General features: G+C 55.3%; 16 protein-coding genes and 1 tRNA gene. 10 read left to right on the plus strand and 7 right to left on the minus strand.

The annotated features are described in order from the left end of the window. Positions 1–67 precede the first annotated feature (67 nt). Both gyrA and rcsC read left to right on the plus strand, forming a co-directional pair. Entirely contained in the window at positions 68–2,704 is a 2,637-nt protein-coding gene (gyrA, locus tag IMQ56_RS10700) for a DNA topoisomerase (ATP-hydrolyzing) subunit A (RefSeq protein WP_017693022.1), read from the plus strand. Between the two features lie 135 nt (positions 2,705–2,839). Continuing rightward, a complete protein-coding gene (gene rcsC, locus IMQ56_RS10705) occupies positions 2,840–5,686 on the plus strand; it encodes a two-component system sensor histidine kinase RcsC (RefSeq protein ID WP_193042307.1) in 2,847 nt (948 codons plus the stop codon). Between the two features lie 84 nt (positions 5,687–5,770). On the opposite strand, the gene rcsB is transcribed toward rcsC, so the two are convergent. Further along, positions 5,771–6,421 (minus strand): response regulator transcription factor RcsB, encoded by a 651-nt coding sequence (gene rcsB, locus IMQ56_RS10710; RefSeq protein WP_003859405.1) that lies wholly within the window; start codon positions 6,419–6,421, stop codon positions 5,771–5,773. Between the two features lie 16 nt (positions 6,422–6,437). Continuing rightward, complete coding sequence (rcsD, locus tag IMQ56_RS10715; protein WP_017383411.1) at positions 6,438–9,110, minus strand: phosphotransferase RcsD; 2,673 nt, start codon at positions 9,108–9,110, stop codon at positions 6,438–6,440. Positions 9,111–9,854: 744 nt separating this feature from the next. Here rcsD and IMQ56_RS10720 point away from each other — a divergent pair. The 6 genes from IMQ56_RS10720 to mgtE all read left to right on the plus strand — a co-directional run bounded on the left by IMQ56_RS10720 (position 9,855) and on the right by mgtE (position 17,194). Further along, the gene (locus tag IMQ56_RS10720; RefSeq protein ID WP_017693024.1) at positions 9,855–10,946 is read left to right on the plus strand and encodes a porin OmpC; all 1,092 of its coding nucleotides are present in this window, start codon (positions 9,855–9,857) and stop codon (positions 10,944–10,946) included. A gap of 114 nt (positions 10,947–11,060) precedes the next feature. Further along, on the plus strand, positions 11,061–12,116 hold the full coding sequence (gene apbE / locus IMQ56_RS10725; RefSeq protein ID WP_015572290.1) for an FAD:protein FMN transferase ApbE: 1,056 nt from the start codon (positions 11,061–11,063) through the stop codon (positions 12,114–12,116). 72 nt (positions 12,117–12,188) lie between these two features. Next, positions 12,189–13,247: a bifunctional DNA-binding transcriptional regulator/O6-methylguanine-DNA methyltransferase Ada gene (gene ada, locus IMQ56_RS10730; protein ID WP_165730084.1), complete on the plus strand. Its 1,059-nt coding sequence runs from the start codon at positions 12,189–12,191 to the stop codon at positions 13,245–13,247. Then, the gene (gene alkB / locus IMQ56_RS10735; protein ID WP_003859395.1) at positions 13,247–13,897 is read left to right on the plus strand and encodes a DNA oxidative demethylase AlkB; all 651 of its coding nucleotides are present in this window, start codon (positions 13,247–13,249) and stop codon (positions 13,895–13,897) included. Before ada ends, alkB begins: the two co-directional genes overlap by 1 nt. Positions 13,898–13,973: 76 nt before the next feature. Further along, complete coding sequence (locus tag IMQ56_RS10740; RefSeq protein WP_017383408.1) at positions 13,974–15,617, plus strand: multidrug ABC transporter permease/ATP-binding protein; 1,644 nt, start codon at positions 13,974–13,976, stop codon at positions 15,615–15,617. Between the two features lie 140 nt (positions 15,618–15,757). Beyond that, a complete protein-coding gene (mgtE, locus tag IMQ56_RS10745; protein WP_006811337.1) occupies positions 15,758–17,194 on the plus strand; it encodes a magnesium transporter in 1,437 nt (478 codons plus the stop codon). Here the strand turns inward: mgtE and IMQ56_RS10750 are convergent. Continuing rightward, complete coding sequence (locus IMQ56_RS10750; protein ID WP_040118313.1) at positions 17,157–18,452, minus strand: SulP family inorganic anion transporter; 1,296 nt, start codon at positions 18,450–18,452, stop codon at positions 17,157–17,159. The two genes, mgtE and IMQ56_RS10750, sit on opposite strands and share 38 nt — an antisense overlap. Before the next feature lie 187 nt (positions 18,453–18,639). Between IMQ56_RS10750 and mqo the strand changes: the two genes are divergently transcribed. After that, on the plus strand, positions 18,640–20,289 hold the full coding sequence (gene mqo, locus IMQ56_RS10755; RefSeq protein WP_032619315.1) for a malate dehydrogenase (quinone): 1,650 nt from the start codon (positions 18,640–18,642) through the stop codon (positions 20,287–20,289). Between the two features lie 135 nt (positions 20,290–20,424). Here the strand turns inward: mqo and eco are convergent, their stop codons facing one another. Then, on the minus strand, positions 20,425–20,934 hold the full coding sequence (eco, locus tag IMQ56_RS10760; RefSeq protein ID WP_015572295.1) for a serine protease inhibitor ecotin: 510 nt from the start codon (positions 20,932–20,934) through the stop codon (positions 20,425–20,427). A 202-nt stretch (positions 20,935–21,136) separates the two neighbouring features. Between eco and IMQ56_RS10765 the strand changes: the two genes are divergently transcribed. After that, on the plus strand, positions 21,137–21,397 hold the full coding sequence (locus tag IMQ56_RS10765; RefSeq protein WP_006811332.1) for a DUF2534 family protein: 261 nt from the start codon (positions 21,137–21,139) through the stop codon (positions 21,395–21,397). Between the two features lie 66 nt (positions 21,398–21,463). Here IMQ56_RS10765 and IMQ56_RS10770 read toward each other — a convergent pair. From IMQ56_RS10770 to IMQ56_RS10780, 3 genes are all read right to left on the minus strand, one after another. Further along, positions 21,464–21,540: transfer RNA gene (locus IMQ56_RS10770), tRNA-Pro, on the minus strand. 73 nt (positions 21,541–21,613) lie between these two features. Further along, entirely contained in the window at positions 21,614–23,374 is a 1,761-nt protein-coding gene (gene yejM, locus IMQ56_RS10775; RefSeq protein ID WP_017383404.1) for an LPS biosynthesis-modulating metalloenzyme YejM, read from the minus strand. A 19-nt stretch (positions 23,375–23,393) separates the two neighbouring features. Continuing rightward, on the minus strand, positions 23,394–23,621 hold the full coding sequence (locus IMQ56_RS10780; RefSeq protein WP_001135586.1) for a YejL family protein: 228 nt from the start codon (positions 23,619–23,621) through the stop codon (positions 23,394–23,396). Positions 23,622–23,735 lie beyond the last annotated feature (114 nt).

Consider the following 23,735-nt stretch of genomic DNA (forward strand, 5'->3'; position numbering starts at 1 on the left):
TATCACCGCGGCTGTGTTATAATTTGCGACCTTTGAATCCGGGATACAGTAGAGGGATAGCGGTTAGATGAGCGACCTTGCGAGAGAAATTACACCGGTTAACATCGAGGAAGAGCTGAAAAGCTCCTATCTGGACTATGCGATGTCGGTCATTGTTGGCCGTGCGCTGCCGGACGTCCGCGATGGCCTGAAGCCGGTACACCGTCGCGTACTATACGCCATGAACGTATTGGGCAATGACTGGAATAAAGCCTACAAAAAATCTGCCCGTGTCGTTGGTGACGTAATCGGTAAATACCATCCTCATGGTGATTCCGCGGTGTACGACACCATTGTCCGTATGGCGCAGCCCTTCTCGCTGCGTTACATGCTGGTAGATGGTCAGGGTAACTTTGGTTCTATCGACGGCGACTCCGCCGCGGCAATGCGTTATACGGAAATCCGTCTGGCGAAGATTGCCCATGAGCTGATGGCTGACCTGGAAAAAGAGACGGTTGATTTCGTTGATAACTACGACGGCACGGAAAAAATTCCTGACGTTATGCCAACGAAGATCCCAAACCTGCTGGTGAACGGTTCGTCCGGTATCGCCGTCGGTATGGCAACCAACATTCCACCGCACAATATCACGGAAGTGATCAACGGCTGCCTGGCCTACATTGACGATGAAGACATCAGCATTGAAGGGCTGATGGAACACATCCCGGGCCCGGACTTCCCGACGGCGGCAATCATCAATGGCCGTCGCGGTATTGAAGAAGCGTACCGCACCGGTCGCGGCAAGATTTACATCCGTGCCCGCGCCGAAGTGGAAGCGGACGCTAAAACCGGCCGTGAAACCATTATTGTTCACGAGATCCCGTATCAGGTGAACAAAGCGCGACTGATTGAAAAAATCGCCGAGCTGGTAAAAGAAAAACGCGTTGAAGGCATCAGCGCGCTGCGTGACGAGTCTGATAAAGACGGTATGCGCATCGTGATTGAAATCAAGCGCGACGCGGTGGGTGAAGTTGTGCTGAACAACCTTTACTCCCAGACTCAGCTTCAGGTCTCCTTCGGTATCAACATGGTTGCGCTGCACCATGGCCAGCCGAAGATCATGAACCTGAAAGAGATCCTGAGCGCGTTCGTGCGTCACCGCCGTGAAGTGGTGACCCGTCGTACCATCTTCGAACTGCGCAAAGCGCGCGACCGTGCCCATATCCTTGAAGCACTGGCCGTTGCGCTGGCGAACATCGACCCGATCATCGAGCTGATCCGCCGTGCGCCGACGCCGGCAGAAGCGAAGGCGTCGCTGGTTGCGCGTCCATGGGATCTGGGCAACGTGGCGGCAATGCTGGAACGTGCCGGTGATGACGCTGCGCGTCCTGAGTGGCTGGAGCCGGAATTTGGCGTGCGTGACGGTCAGTACTACCTGACTGAACAGCAGGCCCAGGCGATTCTGGATCTGCGTTTGCAGAAACTGACCGGCCTTGAGCATGAAAAACTGCTCGACGAGTACAAAGAGCTGCTGGAGCAGATTGCCGAGCTGCTGCATATCCTGGGTAGCGCAGAGCGCCTGATGGAAGTGATCCGTGAAGAGCTGGAGCTGGTTCGCGATCAGTTCGGCGACGAGCGTCGCACCGAAATCACGGCCAATAGCTCTGATATCAACATTGAAGATCTGATCAACCGCGAAGACGTGGTAGTGACGCTGTCTCACCAGGGCTACGTGAAGTATCAGCCGTTGACCGACTACGAAGCACAGCGTCGTGGCGGTAAAGGCAAATCTGCGGCGCGTATTAAAGAAGAAGACTTCATTGACCGTCTGCTGGTGGCCAACACCCACGACACGATCCTCTGCTTCTCCAGCCGGGGCCGTCTGTACTGGATGAAAGTCTATCAGCTGCCGGAAGCGAGCCGTGGCGCGCGGGGTCGTCCTATCGTCAACCTGCTGCCGCTGGAAGCGAACGAACGTATCACCGCTATTCTGCCGGTACGCGAGTACGAAGAGGGCGTGAACGTCTTTATGGCGACCGCGAGCGGTACCGTGAAGAAAACCGCGCTGACCGAGTTCAGCCGTCCACGTTCTGCCGGGATCATCGCGGTGAACCTGAACGAAGGCGATGAGCTGATCGGCGTGGATCTGACCTCCGGTTCTGATGAAGTCATGCTGTTCTCTGCCGCCGGTAAAGTGGTGCGCTTTAAAGAGAACGCCGTGCGCGCAATGGGTCGTACGGCGACCGGCGTGCGTGGTATCAAGCTGGCGGGTGAAGACAGCGTGGTTTCCCTGATCGTTCCTCGTGGCGAAGGCGCAATCCTGACCGTCACCCAGAACGGCTACGGTAAACGTACGGCGGAAAGCGAATACCCGACCAAGTCACGCGGCACGCAGGGCGTTATCTCCATCAAAGTGACCGAGCGCAACGGTTCCGTTGTTGGCGCGGTGCAGGTGGACGACGCGGACCAGATCATGATGATCACCGATGCCGGTACGCTGGTGCGTACCCGCGTGTCTGAGATCAGCGTGGTGGGTCGTAACACCCAGGGCGTTATCCTCATCCGCACTGCGGAAGATGAAAACGTCGTCGGTCTGCAACGCGTTGCTGAGCCGGTGGATGACGAAGAGCTCGACTCTATCGACGGCAGCGTTGCGGAAGGGGATGATGAAATCGCCCCGGAAGCGGACACCGATGATGAAGTAGCGGATGACGCTGACGAGTAACGTCTCCTGACGCATAAAGGGCCGGTTTCCGGCCCTTTTGTTTTGCGCAAGCAGACAAGTGAACGTTGCGACAAGCCGCGTTTACCGCTACCTTAACCACATTCTTTTTGACCCCGACGGCGGAGCCTCGCCCCTTTGAAATACCTCGTCTCCTTTCGTACCACGTTAAAAGTCTCTCGCTATCTGTTTCGGGCGCTTGCGCTACTGCTATGGTTGCTGGTGGCACTGCTCTCGGTGTTTTACATTGTTAACGCGTTACACCAGAAAGAAGCGGAGATCCGCCAGGAGTTTAACTTAAGCTCGGATCAGGCTCAGCGCTATATCCAGCGCACGTCTGACGTGATGAAAGAGCTTAAGTATATTGCTGAGAATCGACTCACGGCGGAGAACGGCATTCTTGCTATCCGCGGTCGGGATGAAAAAACCGAAGTACCTGATTTCGAACCGCTCTTCCCGGACTCCGATTGTTCCGCCATGGGCAAAGCCTGGCGTGGTTCACTGGAGTCCCTCTCATGGTTTATGCGCTACTGGCGCGATAATTTCTCGGCCGCCTACGATCTGAACCGTGTCTACCTGATTGGCAACGAAAATCTCTGCATGGCGGATTTCGGCCTGCGGGATATGCCCGTCGAACGCGAAGACGCGCTGAAAAGTCTGCATGAGCGTATAGTGAAATACCGCAATGCGCCTCAGGAAGAGCGCGGGAACAACATCTTCTGGATAAGCCAGGGGCCGCGCATGGGCGTCGGCTATTTCTATGCCCTGACTCCGGTTTACCTCGGAAACCGCCTGCAAGCGCTGCTGGGGATTGAACAAACCATCCGTATGGAAAACTTCTTCACGCCGGGCAGTCTGCCGATGGGCGTGACCATTCTGGATGAAAACGGCCATCCGCTCATCTCCCTTACCGGGCCTGAAAACCGCCTGAAGGTGGAACCCAGCTGGATGCAGGAGCGGTCATGGTTTGGCTATACCTCCGGGTTCCGCGAGCTGGTGCTGAAGAAAAGTTTACCGCCATCGTCGCTGAGCATTGTCTACTCGCTGCCGGTGGACAAGGTCCTGGAGCGCATTCGCATCTTGATCCTTAACGCCATTTTGCTGAACATCGCGGTAGGCGTCGCGCTGTTTATGCTGGCGAGAATGTATGAGCGGCGGATCTTTATTCCGGCAGAAGCGGATGCTCAGCGTCTGGAAGAGCATGAGCAGTTTAACCGTAAAATTGTCGCCTCGGCGCCGGTAGGGATCTGCATCCTGCGTACTCAGGACGGGACAAATATCCTCAGTAACGAGCTTGCCCATAACTACCTGAACATGCTCACGCATGAAGACCGCCAGAGGTTAACGCAGATCATCTGCGGTCAGCAGGTTAACTTTGTGGATGTGCTGACCAGCACCCACACCAACCTGCAAATCAGCTTCGTCCATTCTCGCTACCGCAATGAAAACGTGGCCATTTGCGTGCTGGTGGACGTCTCTGCGCGCGTGAAAATGGAAGAGTCATTGCAGGATATGGCGCAGGCGGCGGAGCAGGCCAGTCAGTCGAAATCGATGTTCCTCGCGACCGTCAGCCATGAGCTACGAACGCCGCTGTACGGCATTATCGGTAACCTCGACCTGCTCCAGACCAAAGAGCTGCCGAAAGGGGTCGACCGGCTGGTGACGGCCATGAACAACTCGTCCAGCCTGCTGCTGAAAATCATCAGCGATATTCTCGATTTCTCTAAAATTGAATCCGAGCAGTTGAAAATAGAGCCGCGCGAGTTCTCCCCGCGCGAAGTGATGAACCATATCTGCGCTAACTACCTGCCGCTGGTGGTGCGTAAACAGCTTGGGCTGTACTGCTTTATCGAGCCGGATGTGCCGCTGACGCTGCATGGCGATCCGATGCGTCTGCAACAGGTCATCTCAAACCTGCTGAGCAACGCCATCAAATTCACCGATATCGGCTGTATTGTGCTGCACGTCTGTCGGGCAGGGGAGTACCTGACCATTCGCGTGCGCGACACGGGTGTCGGCATTCCGGCGAAAGAGGTCGTTCGCCTGTTCGATCCGTTCTTCCAGGTGGGAACCGGCGTCCAGCGTAATTTCCAGGGGACCGGGCTAGGTCTGGCGATTTGCGAGAAGCTTATCAGCATGATGGACGGGGATATCTCCGTCGATACTGAGCCGGGTATGGGCAGCCAGTTCACCATTCGTATTCCGCTCTATTCGGCACACTATCCGGCGAAAACTACGGTCGACGGGCTGAGCGATAAGCACTGCTGGCTGGCGGTGCACAACGCCTCCTTACATGATTTCCTGACCTCAATGCTGACCAGCAGCGGCGTGCGGGTTTCACGCTACGAAGGCCAGACACCGGATGCGGATGACATGCTGATCACCGACGTTGAGCCGGAGCAGGCGTGGGCGGGGCGCGGCGTGGTGATGTTCTGCCGCCGTCATATCGGTATCCCGATTGAGCGTTCGCCTGGGGTATGGGTGCACAGCGTGGCGACACCGCACGAGCTGCTGGGCTTGCTGGCGCGTATTTACAGCGTGCAGCTTGAGGACAGCGACGGCGCGACCGTGCTGGCTTCCCCTGATGAGCTGGCGTCGGTGAACGACGACATGATGATTCTGGTCGTCGACGACCATCCAATTAACCGTCGTCTGCTCGCAGACCAGCTTGGCTCTCTGGGCTATCAGTGTAAAACGGCCAATGATGGCGTGGATGCCCTGAATGTCTTAAGTAAGAACCATATTGATATTGTGCTCAGCGATGTGAACATGCCTAACATGGACGGCTACCGTCTGACGCAGCGTATCCGACAGCTGGGGCTGACGCTGCCGGTGGTGGGCGTGACAGCCAACGCGCTGGCGGAGGAGAAGCAGCGCTGTCTGGAGTCGGGAATGGACAGCTGCCTGTCGAAGCCGGTCACGCTGGATGTACTGAAGCAGACACTGTCCGTGTATGCGGAGCGGGTACGAAAAGCGAGACAATAAAAAAGGCCCGAAAGGGCCTTTTTTATTTCTCCGGCGGCTGTAGGCCGGGTAAGCGCGAGCGCCACCCGGCGTAGACAGCGAAGATCAATCTTTGTCCGTTGCGCTCAGCGTCACGGAAGAGAGATAGTTCAGCAGGGCGATATCGTTATCCACACCCAGCTTCATCATCGCGGATTTTTTCTGGCTACTGATGGTTTTAATACTGCGGTTCAGCTTTTTGGCGATTTCAGTGACCAGGAAACCTTCAGCGAACAGACGCAGAACTTCACTCTCTTTAGGCGAGAGACGCTTGTCGCCATAACCACCCGCGCTGATTTTTTCAAGCAGGCGTGAGACGCTCTCAGGAGTGAATTTCTTCCCTTTCTGTAGCGCCGCCAGCGCTTTTGGCAGATCGGTAGGTGCGCCTTGTTTCAGCACAATCCCTTCAATATCGAGATCCAGAACGGCGCTCAGGATCGCCGGGTTATTGTTCATGGTCAGAACAATGATCGAAATGTCCGGGAAGTGGCGTTTAATGTATTTGATGAGCGTGATCCCATCACCGTACTTATCTCCAGGCATGGAGAGATCGGTAATGAGCACGTGCGCATCAAGTTTAGGCAGATTGTTAATGAGGGCTGTGGAATCTTCAAATTCACCGACTACATTCACCCACTCGATCTGTTCAAGTGATTTGCGAATACCGAACAGTACAATCGGATGGTCATCGGCAATAATTACGTTCATATTGTTCATGTATAAGGCTACCTTGCTACAGCAAGCTCTTGACGTAAGCGTCAATGTCGCTGATGTATTTTTCAATGCCAGAGGCATCTTTCTCACGAATTAGATGTTCCAGCGTTTCACATAACTGCTTGCCGGGAACCAGATTAAGCATGGCAAACACCCCTTTAAGCCGGTGTGCTGTCTGTGCCAGCGCTGCAAAATCCTGCGCAGCGGACTCAGTATACAACCGCTTAACATCATCTGGTACTGTATCAACGAAGAGCGAATAATATCCGCTGGCATGGAGTTCGGCATTTTCATCGCCGCCTAACGGTGACTCCAGGATCTCTTCCTGCGCCAGATTCTCTTCAATCAGTTGTAATACAGCTTCCTGCATTGCATTGCTCATATTAAAGTTGACGCGCAGCTGCCCAGGGCCGATTTTCCGCACGCCTGGCTCATCATCGCTTAAAAGCAAGCCTGAGGCAGTAAGATTAGACGGATTATCAGTTAAAAATAGATCAAATTCTTGACTCGCGAGCCTTTCGTCCGGGGTAATGCAGGACGCCCCCCAGTTTTCCAGCTGACGAACGACGATATTACGGATCTCACTGGAGGTCACATCCACCATCACCACCACATCGTCCAGCAGACGCTCTTCATCCTCTTCCTGGGGATTCGCCGCCATTTTCACGTGTAAAGAGTAGCGGGTGCCGAGGGATTCGCGGGCCTTAATGTTCAGATGACCGCCCAGCTTACGCGCCAGCTGATCGCAAAGCCAGAAGGTGAGGGCATTCGCCTTGCCGTAGTGGTCGCGCTGGGTATCGTTCAGGAACGGGAAGTGCAGGTTATCAATTTCGCTCACGGTGACGCCTTCGCCCGTATCCAGAATGCGGAACGTCAGACGATCGTCGGTGGACTCATCGGTGCTGACTTCAAGGGTGATCTTGCCGATCTGCGTCGTGGTGACGGCATACTGTATCAACATCATCAGGATGCGACGCAGGGCATCGCGATCGCCGTGACGTTCGTCGTTGGCCGGTAAATGGTTGTTGATCAGCAGCTGGAGTCCCTTGCGCTTGATCACCGGCAGGACTTCCGGCACCACCTCATCAATCAGGTCCTGGATGGAGAAGAGCGTAGGGGTGCCCTTCCAGATGTCATTTTCCAGCATGTTCGCAAGCTGGATTTCGTCCACCAGACGAACCAGGGAGTCGGCCTGGCTGCTGAGCTGTCGGCTTTCCGGCGTGCTCAGATCAGCAATCTGCGTGGCGAGTGACTTCAACGGTTGTTTAAAGGCATCGCCAATATTTTGCATAAACGCCGCGCGGCCATGTTGGTTTTTCTCGTACAGCCTTTGCGCCTGCTTGAGCTTTTTATTCACCAGCACTTCGCGATCCTGATCGCGAATGATGAAGATTTGCGTGCGCGAGGCGACCTGACTGCGGAACTGACGGATCTCATACAGTTCATTATTAACGGTGGCCTGAATAACGCCCTGGTGCTGGTCCGCCATGGCCGTAATATTTTGCAGGTTAAGATGCGGCAGAAGGTGATCGGCAATTTTATTGCTCATTACCGTGCGGTTAGCCTCCTGGTCGTGAACGAGCACCCCAAGCGGCAGCACGGAAATAATCTCTTCATTCAGGGCACGAAGAATGCGCAACTCGTTGCTGGTCCCGGCTGATACCGACGTCGAGTCGCTCTGGCGGCCCGACTGGAAACGGAAGGTGCTGTAGCCAAACAGCGCCAGCGCCAGCAGGCCAATATTCAGCAACAGCGGCAGCAGAATGTTTTGCAGAGTATCAAGCATCAGGGTGCCAAAAGGCACCTGCCACACCAGACGCATACCGGTTGAGTTGAGCGATGAGGCAATCTCAATCTTTGAGCCATTAAAGGAGATCGCTACGCTGTCCGCGCCTTCTTTATCCGACGGCGTGCGCATATTTTGGGTGCTGTTGTCTGGCTCCAGACGGAAACTGTCCAGCGGCATATCCGGTGGGATGAGATCGTTAATCGGCAGGTCGAAGGCAACCACGGTCGCCAGATGGCCCGGCTGGTTAAAGGTGGTTCGCAGCGTAAAGTAGTGGCCATTCTGCCAGGCAAGACGGCGTAATGACGAGAAACTTTCTCGCTCGTCCAGCGCGTTGGCCTGTTGCAGCATTTCTGCCCGACGGGAATCCACAATACTGCCAACGGTGGTCTCTTTAAAGCCGGACGAGAGATCCTTAAGCGGCAGGGTCGAGATCAGGATCATGCTGTTGTCCTGACCGTTCAGGTAATACATTGACCACGGTACGGTCTCGGCGCCCCACAGGGTGTCCAGATACGAGGAGATCCGCTGCGTCATCTCAAGCGTTGCGCTGTCGTGCGAGCCGAAAATCAGGGCTTCCGTCTTGCGCTGCGGTTTTTCAAGGTAATACACATCCTGCTTAAGGCGCGTTTCCTGCAACCCTTCGCCTGACGAGGTGGCAGGCGCGGCAGCGATATTGTCGTAGATTTGCCAGGTCGCATAGCGCCACGTATCAATGCGCTTATGCACCGCATGGGTGATATCGACGATTTGATAGCTTTTATCTTTAAGCCAGGTATTAACGGCGCTCTGAACCATCACCCCCATTGTGACTAACAGCACAACGATCAGCAGAAGAAAGAAACGGGTGATGCTGCCCGGTAGAAGGGAGAATTTGCTCGGGGCGGTAGTTTCAGTCTGACTCATCGATGTGTTTAACCCGTAATGGCCGCGCGGTAATGGGATAGGGCAGTATAAAGGGTAATAACTGAATTTCCAGCGTCGTTAACGGTATGACCTTGACTTTTTATCCGGGTAACCGGCTTCAACGTCCCCGGATGAAAGGTGTACAAAACCCCGTGAAATGTATAAATACGCGATCGCACCGGCAGGAAAATAGCACGAATAAACAAGAAATTAATTTCAATAGCATAAAAAAGAATTCAGCGAAAGCCGGATGCTGGATTTAGTTAATAGTCGTTATCATTTCTGAGGGGTAGCACATAAAATGTAGGCTGACGTAAAGAAAGGTAAAAAAAAACCGAATGCGAAGCATCCGGTTCAATTAGGGATAAACAGACATTCAGAACTGAATGACGGTAATAAATAAAGTTAATGATGATAGCGAGAGTTATTTTAGTGGTGTTGAAGGGAATTTTTTTGTCATTCAGTGCTGTACCGTTTTTTAAGCTAATCACTTGTATTAAATAGAATATATTTTTGTTTTGATTATCCGTGCTATATTTTTAAACTATTTATGCTCTGTAAAAGTTCCTTCAAATTTACAAATTGAAACATGTTGATGGTAAAGTGAAACATCTTCAAAGTTTTCGTATCATATTCCTGTTGGATTATTCTGCATTTTTGAGGAGAATGAACTTGCCGACTGGTTAAGAGGGTTGATCAGTAAGCAGTGGTAAATAATAAGGCATATAACAGAGGGTTAATAAAATGAAAGTTAAAGTACTGTCCCTCCTGGTACCAGCTCTGCTGGTGGCAGGCGCAGCAAATGCGGCTGAAATTTATAACAAAGACGGCAACAAATTAGATCTGTACGGTAAAGTGGATGGTCTGCACTATTTCTCTGATGACGACAGTGCAGACGGCGACCAGACCTACATGCGTCTGGGCTTCAAAGGCGAAACTCAGGTTAACGACCAGCTGACCGGTTACGGCCAGTGGGAATACCAGATCCAGGGTAACTCTGGTGAGAACGAAAACAACTCATGGACGCGTGTGGCGTTCGCAGGTCTGAAATTCGCTGATGCGGGTTCATTCGACTACGGTCGTAACTACGGCGTTGTTTACGATGTGACTTCCTGGACCGACGTTCTGCCGGAATTCGGCGGCGATACCTACGGTTCTGACAACTTCATGCAGCAGCGTGGTAACGGCTTCGCGACCTACCGTAACCAGGACTTCTTCGGTCTGGTTGATGGTCTGAACTTCGCGTTGCAGTACCAGGGTAAAAACGGCAGCCCAAGCGGCGAAGGCCAGACCAACAACGGTCGTGAGGCACTGCGTCAGAACGGTGATGGCTACGGCGGCTCTCTGACCTACGATCTGGGCGAAGGCTTCGCACTCGGTACGGCGGTCACCAGCTCTAAACGTACTGATGACCAGAACGCCATGGCCTACGGTAACGGCGATCGTGCTGAGACCTACACCGGTGGTCTGAAATATGACGCGAACAACATCTACCTGGCTGCACAGTATACTCAGACTTACAACGCGACCCGTGCGGGCGACCTGGGCTGGGCTAACAAAGCGCAGAACTTCGAAGTGGTTGCGCAGTATCAGTTCGACTTCGGTCTGCGTCCATCCGTGGCGTACCTGCAATCTAAAGGTAAGGACCTGGAAAACGGCTACGGCGACCAGGATCTGCTGAAGTATGTTGATGTTGGCGCGACTTACTACTTCAACAAAAACATGTCCACCTACGTTGATTACAAAATCAACCTGGTTGATGAGAACGACTTCACTCGCGCAGCAGGTATCGGTACTGACGATATCGTCGCGCTGGGTCTGGTTTACCAGTTCTAATTGCTCATACAGCGACAAAGGGGCCATCAGGCCCCTTTTTTCATGCTTTTTTAGGGTCTTACAAATACGCTGTTTTAGTGTACTCTTGCCGCCCTGGCATGAGGATAATAACCAATGGATATGACTTTTTTACGCGCCAGCGTTCTGGCGACTTTTTTACTCCTGACCGCGTGTGACTCTTCCACACAGCCCGCAAAAATCGACGCACCCGCCGCGACGGTGCTGGAAGGGAAAACCATGGGGACCTTCTGGCGCGTCAGCGTGATGGATATTGATAAATCCCGCGCTGAAGAATTACGCGGTAAAATTCAGGCGCAGCTGGATGCCGACGATCAGCTACTCTCTACCTATAAAAATGACTCAGCGCTGATGCGTTTCAATCGCTCCAGCAGCACCTCGCTGTGGCCGGTGAGCGAAGCGATGGCCGATATCGTCACGGAATCCATGCGCGTGGGCTACAAAACCAATGGCGCAATGGATGTGACCGTGGGGCCGCTGGTGAACCTGTGGGGATTTGGCCCCAACAAGCAGCCGGTGACTACACCCGATCAAGCCGCCATCGACGACGCCCGCGCCCGTACAGGGTTACAGCATCTGGCGGTGATCTCCCAGTACGGTCAGCAATACCTGCAAAAAGATATTCCCGACCTGTTTGTCGATCTCTCCACGGTAGGCGAGGGGTATGCTGCGGATCATCTCGCGGCCCTGATGGCGCAGGAAGGCATTCCGCGTTATCTGGTTTCCGTCGGGGGCGCGCTCGTCAGCCGGGGCATGAACGCCAGCGGCAGGCCGTGGCGAGTGGCCATCCAAAAACCAACCGATCAGCAGAACGCGGTGCAGGCGATTGTCGACATCAACGGGCACGGTATAAGCACCTCCGGAAGCTACCGCAACTATTACGAGCTGGATGGCAAACGTATCTCGCACGTGATTGATCCGCAAACCGGACGCCCGATTACCCACAACCTGGTGTCCGTGACGGTGATAGCCCCAACCGCGCTGGAAGCGGATGCCTGGGATACCGGATTGATGGTGCTCGGCACGGAGAAGGCCAAAGAGGTGGTGCGTCAGGAAGGGCTGGCCGTCTATATGATCACCAAAGAGGCTGACGGATTTAAAACCTGGAGTTCGCCGCAGTTCAATAGCTTCCTGGTGAGCGAAAAAAATTAAAAAGCAAGGTTGCGGGTTTTTGTTCGGTGGCGTTCAGGCAAGCTGAGCGTATGCTTGTAAGAGGAGCCGATAATGAAAAACACAACCTATCTTACCGATGAGGATCGCTGGCAGGCCGTACTGGCCCGCGATCCGCGTGCGGATAACCAGTTTGTCTTTGCCGTGCAGACGACCGGCATTTATTGTCGTCCGTCCTGCCGCGCCCGCCACGCGCTGCGTAAAAATGTCTGCTTTTATCCTGATGCTCACCAGGCCGCGCAGGCGGGTTTCCGCCCCTGTAAGCGCTGTAGGCCGGACCAGGTCGACCCTATGGCGCAGAAAAAGGCCAACATTGCGCTGGCCTGTCGACTGCTTGAACAGGATGCCGCGCTGAACCTGGAGGCACTGGCGCAGCAGGTTGCCATGAGTCCGTTCCATTTCCACCGCTTGTTTAAATCCGTCACCGGCATGACGCCGAAAGCATGGCAGCAGGCCGCGCGTGAACAACGCCTGCGCACCCTGCTTGCACAGGGCGGTAAAATCACCGACGCCGTACTGGCCGCTGGCTTTCCGGACGGCAGCAGCTACTACCGTAAAGCCAACGGCGCGCTGGGCATGACGGCAAAAAAGTACCGCAACGGAGAGGCTGCGGTCCGCTATGCCATCAGTGACTGCTCGCTGGGCCGCTGTCTGGTGGCGGAAAGCGAGCGCGGGATCTGCGCAATACTGCTGGGTGATGACGACGCCGGGCTGACGGCTGAGCTGCTGTCACTGTTTCCGCTTGCCGTCCGTGAACCGATGGAAGGCGCGTTTGCCGGGCGTGTTCGGCAGGTTATTGCCTCTGTCGACAGCCGCGCGACGCCGCTGACGCTGCCGCTGGATATTCGTGGTACCGCCTTCCAGCAGCAGGTCTGGCAGGCGCTGCGGGATATCCCCTGCGGTGAAACGGCAAGCTATCAGCAGGTGGCGAAGGCCATTGGTAAACCCAATGCCGTACGTGCCGTGGCGGGGGCCTGCGGTGCCAACAAACTGGCGATAGTCATCCCCTGTCATCGCGTGGTGCGTAACGACGGTGCGCTGTCGGGTTATCGCTGGGGAGCAGCGCGTAAGATGCTATTGTTGAAACGTGAGGCGAACAACCCGGAGGGATAATGCTCGATCTTTTTGCTGATGCTGAACCCTGGCACGAGCCGCTCGCGCCGGGGGCGACGATCCTGAGACGCTTCGCGCTTTCCCGCGCGGCGGCGCTGTTCGACGGTATTGATGCCGTTACCGCTTGTTCACCATTTCGCCATATGGTTACGCCAGGCGGGTATACCATGTCCGTGGCGATGACCAACTGCGGCGAACTGGGATGGGCGACGAATGAGCGGGGCTATGTATATGCCGCGAACGATCCGCTGACGGATCAGCCGTGGCCGCCGATGCCGGAGGCGTTTCAGGCGCTGTGTCATGACGCCGCCGTGGCGGCCGGCTATCCTGATTTTCGACCCGATGCCTGTCTTATCAACCGCTATGCCGTTGGGGCAAAGCTCTCCTTGCATCAGGATAAGGACGAGCCGGACCTGCGCGCGCCGATCGTCTCGGTATCCCTTGGGCTGCCCGCTGTCTTTCAGTTTGGCGGCCTGCGGCGCAACGACCCGCTCAAACGGCTGATGCTGGAGCATGGTGATGTGGTGGTCTGGGGCGGTGAATCACGGCTTTTTTACCACGGTATTCAGCCGCTTAAACCTGGCGATCACCCGGTGGCGGGGGCATTTCGCTACAACCTCACGTTCCGTCAGGCGGCATACAGAGAATAAAAATAAGAATTATTCTTGATGTGTGTGAAAGGCAGTTTACACTGCTGGCTGATTTTTCTTGTCCGGATTGCTCTGCATGCAACTACTTCTTCTTGTCTGGCGGCAGTATCGCTGGCCTTTTATCGCGGTGATGGCGTTAAGCCTTGCCAGCGCGGCGCTGGGGATCGGCCTGATTGCCTTCATTAACGTGCGTTTGATCGAAATGGTCGACACGTCACTCTCCGTCCTGCCGGAATTTCTGGGTTTACTGCTGCTGCTGATGGCAGTCACGCTCGGGTCACAGCTGGCGCTGACCGCCCTCGGCCACCATTTCGTTTTCCGTCTGCGCAGTGAGTTCATCAAACGGATCCTTGATACTCAGGTGGAACGCATCGAGCAGCTGGGAAGTGCCTCTCTGCTGGCGGGGCTGACCAGCGATGTGCGCGCCATTACCATCGCCTTTGTGCGCCTGCCGGAGCTGGTGCAGGGGATCATCCTGACATTTGGCTCGGCAGCCTATCTCGCCTGGCTGTCCAGCAAAATGCTGGCGGTTACGGCGCTGTGGATTGTTATTACCATCTGGGGCGGGTTCCTGCTGGTATCACGCGTCTATAAGCACATGGCGGTGCTGCGCGAAACGGAAGACAAGCTCTATAACGATTATCAGACGGTGCTGGAAGGGCGCAAAGAGCTGACGCTGAACCGCGAGCGTGCCGAGCATATCTTCAACCATCTCTATATCCCGGATGCGCACGAATATCGTCATCACATTATCCGCGCCGATACGTTCCACCTGAGCGCCGTGAACTGGTCCAATATCATGATGCTGGGCGCGATTGGCCTGGTGTTCTGGATGGCGAACAGCCTGGGGTGGGCGGATACCAACGTGGCGGCAACCTACTCCCTGACGCTGCTGTTTTTACGTACGCCGCTGCTGTCGGCCGTTGGCGCACTGCCGACGCTGCTGAGCGCTCAGGTGGCCTTCAACAAGCTGAAGAAATTCGACCTTGCGCCGTTTAAGGCTGAGTTCCCGCGCCCGCAGGCCTTCCCGAACTGGCAAACGCTGGAGCTGCGTAACGTTACCTTCCGCTATCAGGATAACGCCTTCTCCGTAGGGCCGATAAACCTGACCATTCATCGCGGCGAACTGCTGTTCCTTATCGGCGGCAACGGCAGCGGCAAATCTACGCTGGCGATGCTGCTGACGGGCCTCTACCAGCCGCAGGCGGGTGAAATTTTGCTGGATGGTAAAGCGCTGAGCGCGGAGAAACCGGAGGACTACCGCAAGCTCTTCTCGGCGGTATTTACCGACGTCTGGCTGTTCGACCGGCTGCTGGGACCGGAAGGGCAGCAGGCGGATCCGGCGCTGGTGGAGAAGTGGCTTGCGCACCTGCAAATGTCACACAAACTGGAGCTACAGGATGGCAAAATCCTGAATCTCAAACTGTCGAAAGGGCAGAAGAAACGCGTGGCGCTGCTGCTGGCGCTGGCCGAAGAGCGTGACATCATCCTGCTGGATGAGTGGGCCGCCGATCAGGACCCGCACTTCCGTCGCGAGTTTTATCAGGTCCTGCTGCCGCTGATGCAGGCGATGGGGAAAACCATTTTTGCCATCAGCCATGACGATCACTACTTCATTCACGCCGACCGTCTGCTGGAGATGCGCGACGGCAAGCTGAGCGAGCTGACCGGCGATGAGCGCGATGCAGCGTCACGGGACGCGGTGGCGCGTACGGCCTGATTGCAATTGTGCCGGGTGGCGCCCGGCACACTAATTTTTCATATATGCCGTTTTTTTCTCCATCCCGACCCGCCGTTTATTCTTATTTACATATCCCCGCGCTATGCTTAACGCCAACTCATTTAATGGATTTATGATTGATGTCGGTATTAAAGAAAAACAGCGCCAGGCAGCGTGACCAGGAGCGTGCGCGGCTCATCTGGCTCCTGACGACCGATAAAGCGGTCACGTCAACGTTATTGGGTAAGCTAACCCTGGCTGAGCAATATGATGTCGGCACGCTGGCCGACGATATTGCTGAGGTAGGTGCGCTGGTTGCACATTTACCGCCCCCGGACCTGGCGGACACCCTGGAGGCATTGCCTTCCGAAGAGCGCCACGCCCTGTGGCGGCTGGTGCAGGATCACGAGCGCGGTCAGGTACTGCTTGAAGCCTCGGAAAACGTCTGGGATGACCTTATCGATGAGATGAGCGACCGGGACATCCTTGACGCCCTGCAAACGCTGGATATCGATGAGCAGATTTACCTCGTTCAGCATCTTCCGCGCAACCTGACCGGACGCCTGCTGGCTTCCCTGCCTGCCGAAGAGCGGGCGCGCGTGCGTCAGGTGATGCACTACGAGAAAAACAGCGTCGGCGCGATCATGGAGTTTGGCGTCATCACCGTGCGTCCGGACGTTACCCTGGGTACGGTGCAGCGCTATCTTCGTCGCCTGGGCAGTATGCCGGATAACACCGATAAACTGTTCGTCACCTCGCGGGATAAAACCCTGCTCGGGGAGCTGGAGCTGAAAACGATCCTGCTTAACAGCACTCAGCAGCGGGTGAGTGAGGTCATGGAAACCGAGCCGATGGTCTTCTCGCCGGAAGACGATGCCGAAAAAGCGGCGCGTACCTTCGAACGTGATGACCTGGTGAGCGCGGCGGTGGTGGATTCGGTGGGCAAGCTGATGGGGCGTCTGACCATCGATGAGATCGTTGACGTGGTCTATGAAGAGACCGATAACGACCTGCGTGCCCTTGGCGGGATCAGTGCCGAAGATGACGTTCATGCCTCCGTCGGCAAGGCCGTCAAAACGCGCTGGGCGTGGCTCGCCATCAATTTATGCACCGCGTTCGTGGCGTCCCGCGTTATTGACGGCTTCGAACATACCATTTCCCAGCTGGTGGCCCTGGCGTCGCTGATGCCGATTGTGGCGGGGATCGGCGGGAACACCGGTAACCAGACTATCACCATGATCGTTCGCGCCCTGGCGCTGGAAAACATACAGCCGGGTAATTTCTCGTGGCTGATTTTCAGGGAGATGGGCGTCGCGCTGATTAATGGCCTGGTCTGGGGCGGCATCATGGGCGGCATTACCTGGTGGCTGTATGATGATATGGCGCTGGGCGGGGTCATGATGCTGGCGATGGTGCTGAACCTGCTGGTGGCGGCGATGATGGGCGTGATTATCCCGTTGACCATGACCCGGCTGGGGCGCGACCCCGCGGTGGGGTCGAGCGTGATGATCACCGCCATTACCGATACCGGCGGTTTCTTTATTTTTCTTGGACTGGCGACGATTTTTCTTCTGTAGCCAGCGCTTTTTGCTTAAGTCGGGCAGGGAGGATGAACATCATCATAATCCCGCCCAGCACGCCAATTGCCAGGTTGCCGGTGAAAACCGTTGCCACAACCGTCACCAGCATCACGACGGTTTCAGCCACCGGCGCGTTTTTCAGCGTTCCGGGCTGAACGCTATGCCAGCTAAAGGTCTTGACGGCCACAATGGCCATAATTCCCGCCAGTACCGCCATCGGAATTTTGGCCATCACCTCGCTGAGCGCCGTAACCAGCACCAGCAGTACGATGCCCGCCGCAAGGGTGGAGATACGGCTTCTGCCTTTCCCCATCTCCACGTTAACGATGGTCTGCCCAATCATCGCGCAGCCCGCAATGCCGCCGTAGAACCCGGCCATAATATTGCCCACGCCCAGTCCGATGCTCTCGCGGCGCTTACTGGAGGGGGTAGCGGTCAGCTCGTCCACCAGTTTTGCCGTCAACAAGGATTCCAGCAGGCCAACGAAAGCGATACTTAGCGCGCACGGCCAGATGATGCTCAGGGTTTCCAGATTGAGCGGCACCAGCAGTTGCGTAAAGCCCGGCAAACCGCCGCCCATGGAACCTTCATCCCCTACCGTCGGCAGGATTTGCCCGCTGGTGACGGTGAACAAAGTCAGCAGCACAATGGCAATCAGCGGGGAGGGCACGCTTTTGATATAGCGTGGCACCCAGAGCACAATCAGCAGCGTCAGCACGAACAGGCCCACAATCAGCGGGCTTCGGCTCCAGAAATGGGGCACCTGGGCAAAGAAAATCAAAATGCCAAGGGCGTTAACAAACCCGGTCATCACCGACTGGGGAATAAAGCGCATCAGCCGCGCCATACCCAGCGCGCCGAACAGGATCTGAATCACGCCTGCCATTACCACCGCGGGCAGAATGTACTGTACGCCGTGTTGATGGACCATCGGCCCAATCACCAGCGCGACGGAACCTGCCGCCGCCGTCACCATGGCCGGACGCCCGCCGAGCAGGGAAAGGGCGAAACAGAGCACCACGGAGGCGATAAGGCTCACTTTCGGATCCACGCCCGCGACCACGGAAAACGAAATCACTTCCGGGATCAGCGCCAGCGCGGTAATCACACCGGCCAGGGTTTCGCGCATCAGACGGTGAGGCGAACGTAAAACAGTGGCGACATGGCCTTCTTGAGGTACAGACGAGTGGGGTAATGACATAACAATTCGCTGGTAGGGGCAGGCTTCCGTGCGCGCGATCACAAAGTGCAGCATGATAGCCAGGAAAATCGTCGGGTGCCAGCCTGTCTGCCAAATCCCTACAAACAATCCATCATTAAATTTCACAATTACAATAATTTCGTAACCTTTAAACAATATTTAAAAGTTGCTACCGTGCCACCGCAGCGTGTTTCACCTGTAATTTCCACGCATCAAGCACTATTCAACTAAGGCATAAATGATGAAAAAAATGACTGCCGTGCTCTTTTCTCTGGCCGTGGGGCTGAACGTCGTCTCGCTGGCGGCGAAGGCTGACGCACCAAAAGAGCAGGAAACGGATGTCCTTTTAATTGGTGGCGGCATCATGAGCGCCACGCTGGGAACGTATCTTCAGGAATTAGAGCCGAACTGGTCCATGACCATGGTCGAGCGCCTCGATGGCGTGGCACAGGAAAGCTCTAACGGCTGGAACAACGCCGGGACGGGGCACTCGGCACTCATGGAACTGAACTATACGCCGCAGAAAAAGGACGGTTCCATTAGTATCGAGAAGGCGGTAGAGATCAACGAAGCGTTCCAGATCTCACGTCAGTTCTGGTCTCACCAGGTGAACAGCGGTGTGTTGCACAATCCGCACTCCTTCATCAACACCGTACCGCACATGAGCTTTGTGTGGGGCGATCAAAACGTCAACTTCCTGCGCGCGCGCTACGCTGCCCTGCAACAGAGCACGCTTTTCCGCGGGATGAAATACTCTGAAGATCACGCTCAAATCAAAGAGTGGGCGCCGCTGGTCATGGAAGGCCGCGATCCGAACCAGAAAGTAGCGGCGACCCGCACTGAAATTGGTACTGACGTTAACTACGGTGAAATCACCCGTCAGCTGGTGTCCTCTCTGAAGAAAAAAGAGAACTTTAACCTGCAACTCAGCTCCGAAGTGCGTGGTTTCAAGCGCAACGCGGATAACAGCTGGAGCGTGACCGTTGCCGATCTGAAAAACAACGAAGCCGAGCATGTGATTAAGGCGAAGTTCGTGTTTATCGGTGCGGGCGGCGCGGCGCTGAAACTGTTGCAGGAGTCCGGTATTCCGGAAGCGGACGACTACGCGGGCTTCCCGGTTGGCGGCCAGTTCCTGGTGTCGGAAAACCCGGAAGTGGTTAACCGTCATCTGGCGAAAGTGTACGGTCAGGCCTCTGTGGGCGCACCACCGATGTCCGTTCCGCATATCGACACCCGTATGCTGGACGGTAAGCGCGTAGTGCTGTTCGGGCCGTTCGCCACATTCTCCACCAAATTCCTGAAAAACGGTTCCCTGTGGGATCTGCTGAGCGCGACCACGACGTCAAACGTCAAGCCAATGATGGACGTGGGGCTGGATAACTTCGATCTGGTGAAATACCTGATTAGCCAGGTGATGCTCTCTGATGAAGAGCGCTTCGAGGCGCTGAAAGAGTACTATCCGCAGGCGAAGAAAGAAGACTGGCGTCTGTGGCAGGCGGGTCAGCGCGTGCAGATCATCAAACGCGATCCGAAAGAGGGCGGCGTGCTGCGTCTGGGTACCGAAGTGGTAAGCGATAAGGATGGCACCATTGCCGCGCTGCTGGGGGCATCTCCGGGGGCGTCTACCGCTGCGCCAATCATGCTGCACCTGATGGAAAAAGTGTTTAAGGACAAAGTATCCAGCCCGGAATGGCAGGCGAAGCTGAAAACCATTATTCCATCCTACGGTACGAAGCTGAACGGTAACGTTGAAGCCACGGAACAAGAGCTGGAATACACCAGCCGCGTTCTGCAACTGCAATACGTCAAACCGCAGGCTGCGGATGCTGCGCCTAAGGCAGAGCTGAAGCCTCAGGCGGAAAGCAAGCCGGTAGCGGATATCGCGCTGTAAGGTAAACGCAAAACGGTAACATCTGTTACCGTTTTTAGTGTTTTCTCCCTCTCCCCGGTGGGAGAGGGTTGGGGTGAGGGCACCAGACCGCACCCTTTCCAGGTCGGGTAAGCGTGAGCGCCACCCGACTTATTTTTAACGAACTACCGCTTGTCCTACCGTCTCATCAGCCTTCCATACGCGATATTTCACATCCACGTTTTCCGGCGTGTATACGACGATCGGCAGCTTGCTGTTATAGCGCAGCAGACTGTTATCACCCAGATACGCGGTAATAAATTTCTTCTCTTTCTTGCCGTCCGGGCACGCCATCATGGTGGAGACTGGCGAGGTTACTTTGTCGAAGACATAGTAGTCATAGCCCCAGCCTTCCAGCGTTTTGCTTTCCAGCTGGCCGCCCAGGCGATGCTGGTTGCAGTCCACTTCCAGCGTCTGGCCGATTAACAGCTCAACTTTGAAATTTGCTTCATCCTGCTGAGCCGGGAGCTGAATAACCTGGCGCTTCATCCCTTTGTCCGCTTGCGGATACGGAGCAACTTTTTCCAGCGGCTGCTCTTTCCGGGTTTCGCTGGCGAAAGCACTGGTGCTGGCGCACGCAGCGGCGATGAGGGCGATGGCAAATTTAGGTGCGTTTTTCACTGTCATTCCTTTTTGTTAAAACGATCCTGGAAAGACTAACATATAGCACGTGAATAGTTGGCGCAATTTACTCATATTTTCATTTTAAACGGAGTAATGCACTGCTTTTATGTTCATTTATTGGTGTTTAATGCTGTGTTGGAGTCGATGCGGCAATCGTGTTATTTTACGCGTTAATTATTGTTATTCATCTGTAAAGGGAGGGGAGATGGTACGGGAAAAACTGAAGACACCTGAAGGCCGCAAGTTCCTGCTGGCGTTACTGGTTGTGTTTATGATTGCTGCTGCATGCGTGGGGCGAGCAACCATTGTCGGTGTGATTGAGCAGTACAACATCCCGCTCTCTGCCTGGACAACCAGCATGTTTGTCCTGCAATCGGCGATGATCTTTGTTTACAGCCTGGTGTTCACCGTCCTGCTGGCGATTCCGCTGGGGATTTTCTTTCTCGGTGGGCGTGAAAAACACTAAGCATTGCGCATGCGGAGACAGGCAATAAAAAACCAGCCATAAGCGGCTGGTTTTTTTGTGTAGTTTTGGTCGGCACGAGAGGATTTGAACCTCCGACCCCCGACACCCCATGACGGTGCGCTACCAGGCTGCGCTACGTGCCGACGCATAAAAGGAATACTACTCGATTCCTTTTTGAATGCAAGGGGCAAGCAACGCTAACTGATTCATAAATAATCAGTTAGCGATAAAGCGCTTCTCGTCTGTCAGCACCTGCAACAGCAAACTGAGCTGCGGCTTCTGGTCTTTCAGCTTCTCACCTTCGAGGTTATACGTCTGGTAATTGCCATTGCTGTTCAGCACCAGGGACAACGTCGGCGTGGTCACCACCAGCGTGTTTCCGCCAGCAGCCGTGACCCAGTTATGACGCCGCGTGGCGCTAAAGAGGTCTTGTCCCTGCGAGTACTCAATTGCCGGTGTGCTAACGTGCAGCAGCCGTTGCATTAACGTGGTCATGACGTCTTTATGGTCGGTGAGCATGTTGATGCGCTGCGCGGGAGTGCCCGGCCAGTGGATCACCAGGGGAACATGCAGGTTCGGACGCGACCACTCCATGCCCTTCGCCTCGTCGCCGAGCGGCACGCCATGCCCCGCCGTGATAATCACGACCGTATTATCCAGCTTGCCCGCGTCGCGCAGGGCGGTCAGCACACGGCCGATCTGCGCATCGACATCGCCCGCCGCACGGCTATAGCGGCGCGCGAAGCCTTTCTGATTGCTGTCATCAAGCGTTGTGCCGTTAAACGCAACCCAGGAGAACCAGCGGTTATCTTCCTGCGCATAGCGCTTCAGCCAGTCTATCCACTGGTCAGCGGTCCGATCGTCAGACTGGCTCTGCGCGGCTGGCAGTGAGAAATCAGACAGCAGCGCCTGGCGGTACAGCGAGCTGTTGAAACCATCAGAGGCGAACAGCCCCAGCTGGTAGCCCTGCTGATTAAGCCCGGTAATCAATGCCGCCGGAATACGGGCCGACAGCACGCCGTCCATATAGCTCGGTGAAATGCCGTAGAACAGGCCGAAAATACCCGCGTCGGTCGAATTACCGGAGCTCATATGCTGAGTGAATACGATGTTGTTCTCAGCGAATTCAGCCAGCGCTGGCATCTGCTTCTCATAGCGGGAATAGTTCAGGCCATCGACGGTAATCAGCAGCACGTTCTGACCGCGGCCCATGTCGCGATATTTCAGATCGCTCAGGGGATACTGCACGCTGACCGCTTCCGGATTACCCTGTTCGACCAGACGACGCTGATACTCCTGCGCGTCCAGCAGGCCGTGTTTTTCGAGGAAACGACGCGCCGTCATCGGATAGGAGAGCGGCAGGTTCGCGCGCTGCATGGTAATCGGGCGGTAGAAGTTCGCATCTGCCCAGATATACATCAGGTGCGAACCGATAAATGAGGCGAAAAAGAGCGCCGCGACGGGCTTCGCATAATGGCGGCGTCGGGTCAGACTGCGGAGTTTTTGCCAGCTCCACGTGGCGAACAGCATTTCGATCAGCAGGATAATCGGCACGCTGATAAACATCAGCTGCCAGTCGCGCGCGGTCTCGTTCTGATCCGGGTTAATCACCAGCTCCCAGACGACAGGATTCAGGTGCAGGTGGAAACGGGTAAAGACTTCGCTGTCGATCAGCAACAGCGTCATGCCCGCCGTCGCAAGAATGGCGGACAGGAAGCGCATCAGCCGCTGCGACATGACGATAAACGTCAGTGGGAACAGGATCAGCAGATAGGTGGCGAAGACCAGAAAGCTAAAGTGACCAACAAGACTCATCCACGAGTAGATGCGCCCGGTTAACGTGGTTGGCCAGTCCGCCACAAACAGATAACGGCAGCCGAGCACCATCGCCAACAGAATGTTGAACAGGGCAAACCAGTGCCCCCAGCTGACCATCTGGGAGACTTTTTCACGGTAGCGCTGACGATTCGTCACCATAAACTGTTGTTCGTTTCCCTTAGTGTGCCTGGTCGTCGCTAACGGAGGACTGCAAAGCCTGGGCGAAAGATTTGGCGATCGCCTGACGCTGAGCCGGAGCAACGCTGGTATTGATCAGGTTGGTAACCATATTTCCCAAAACCATCAGGGAGAGATCGGTTGGCGTTTTATGTTTTTCCAGTACGTTGACCAGCTCACTGAGCAGTTGTTCAACGTGTTCGTCACTGTAGCGGGAATGTTGTGGCATAAATCAAAATCAGTTTGTTGAGAGAAGGGCGACATATTACCGTAGCAACAGCTTTTTTTCCCCTTTTTTATCTTCTGTTGCACACATGCGTTGGTGGTGGTTGAATACCGCCCG

The organism is Enterobacter sp. Res13-Sevr-PEC09-46 (assembly GCF_015672585.1).
Classification (GTDB): Bacteria; Pseudomonadota; Gammaproteobacteria; order Enterobacterales; family Enterobacteriaceae; genus Enterobacter; species Enterobacter hormaechei_C.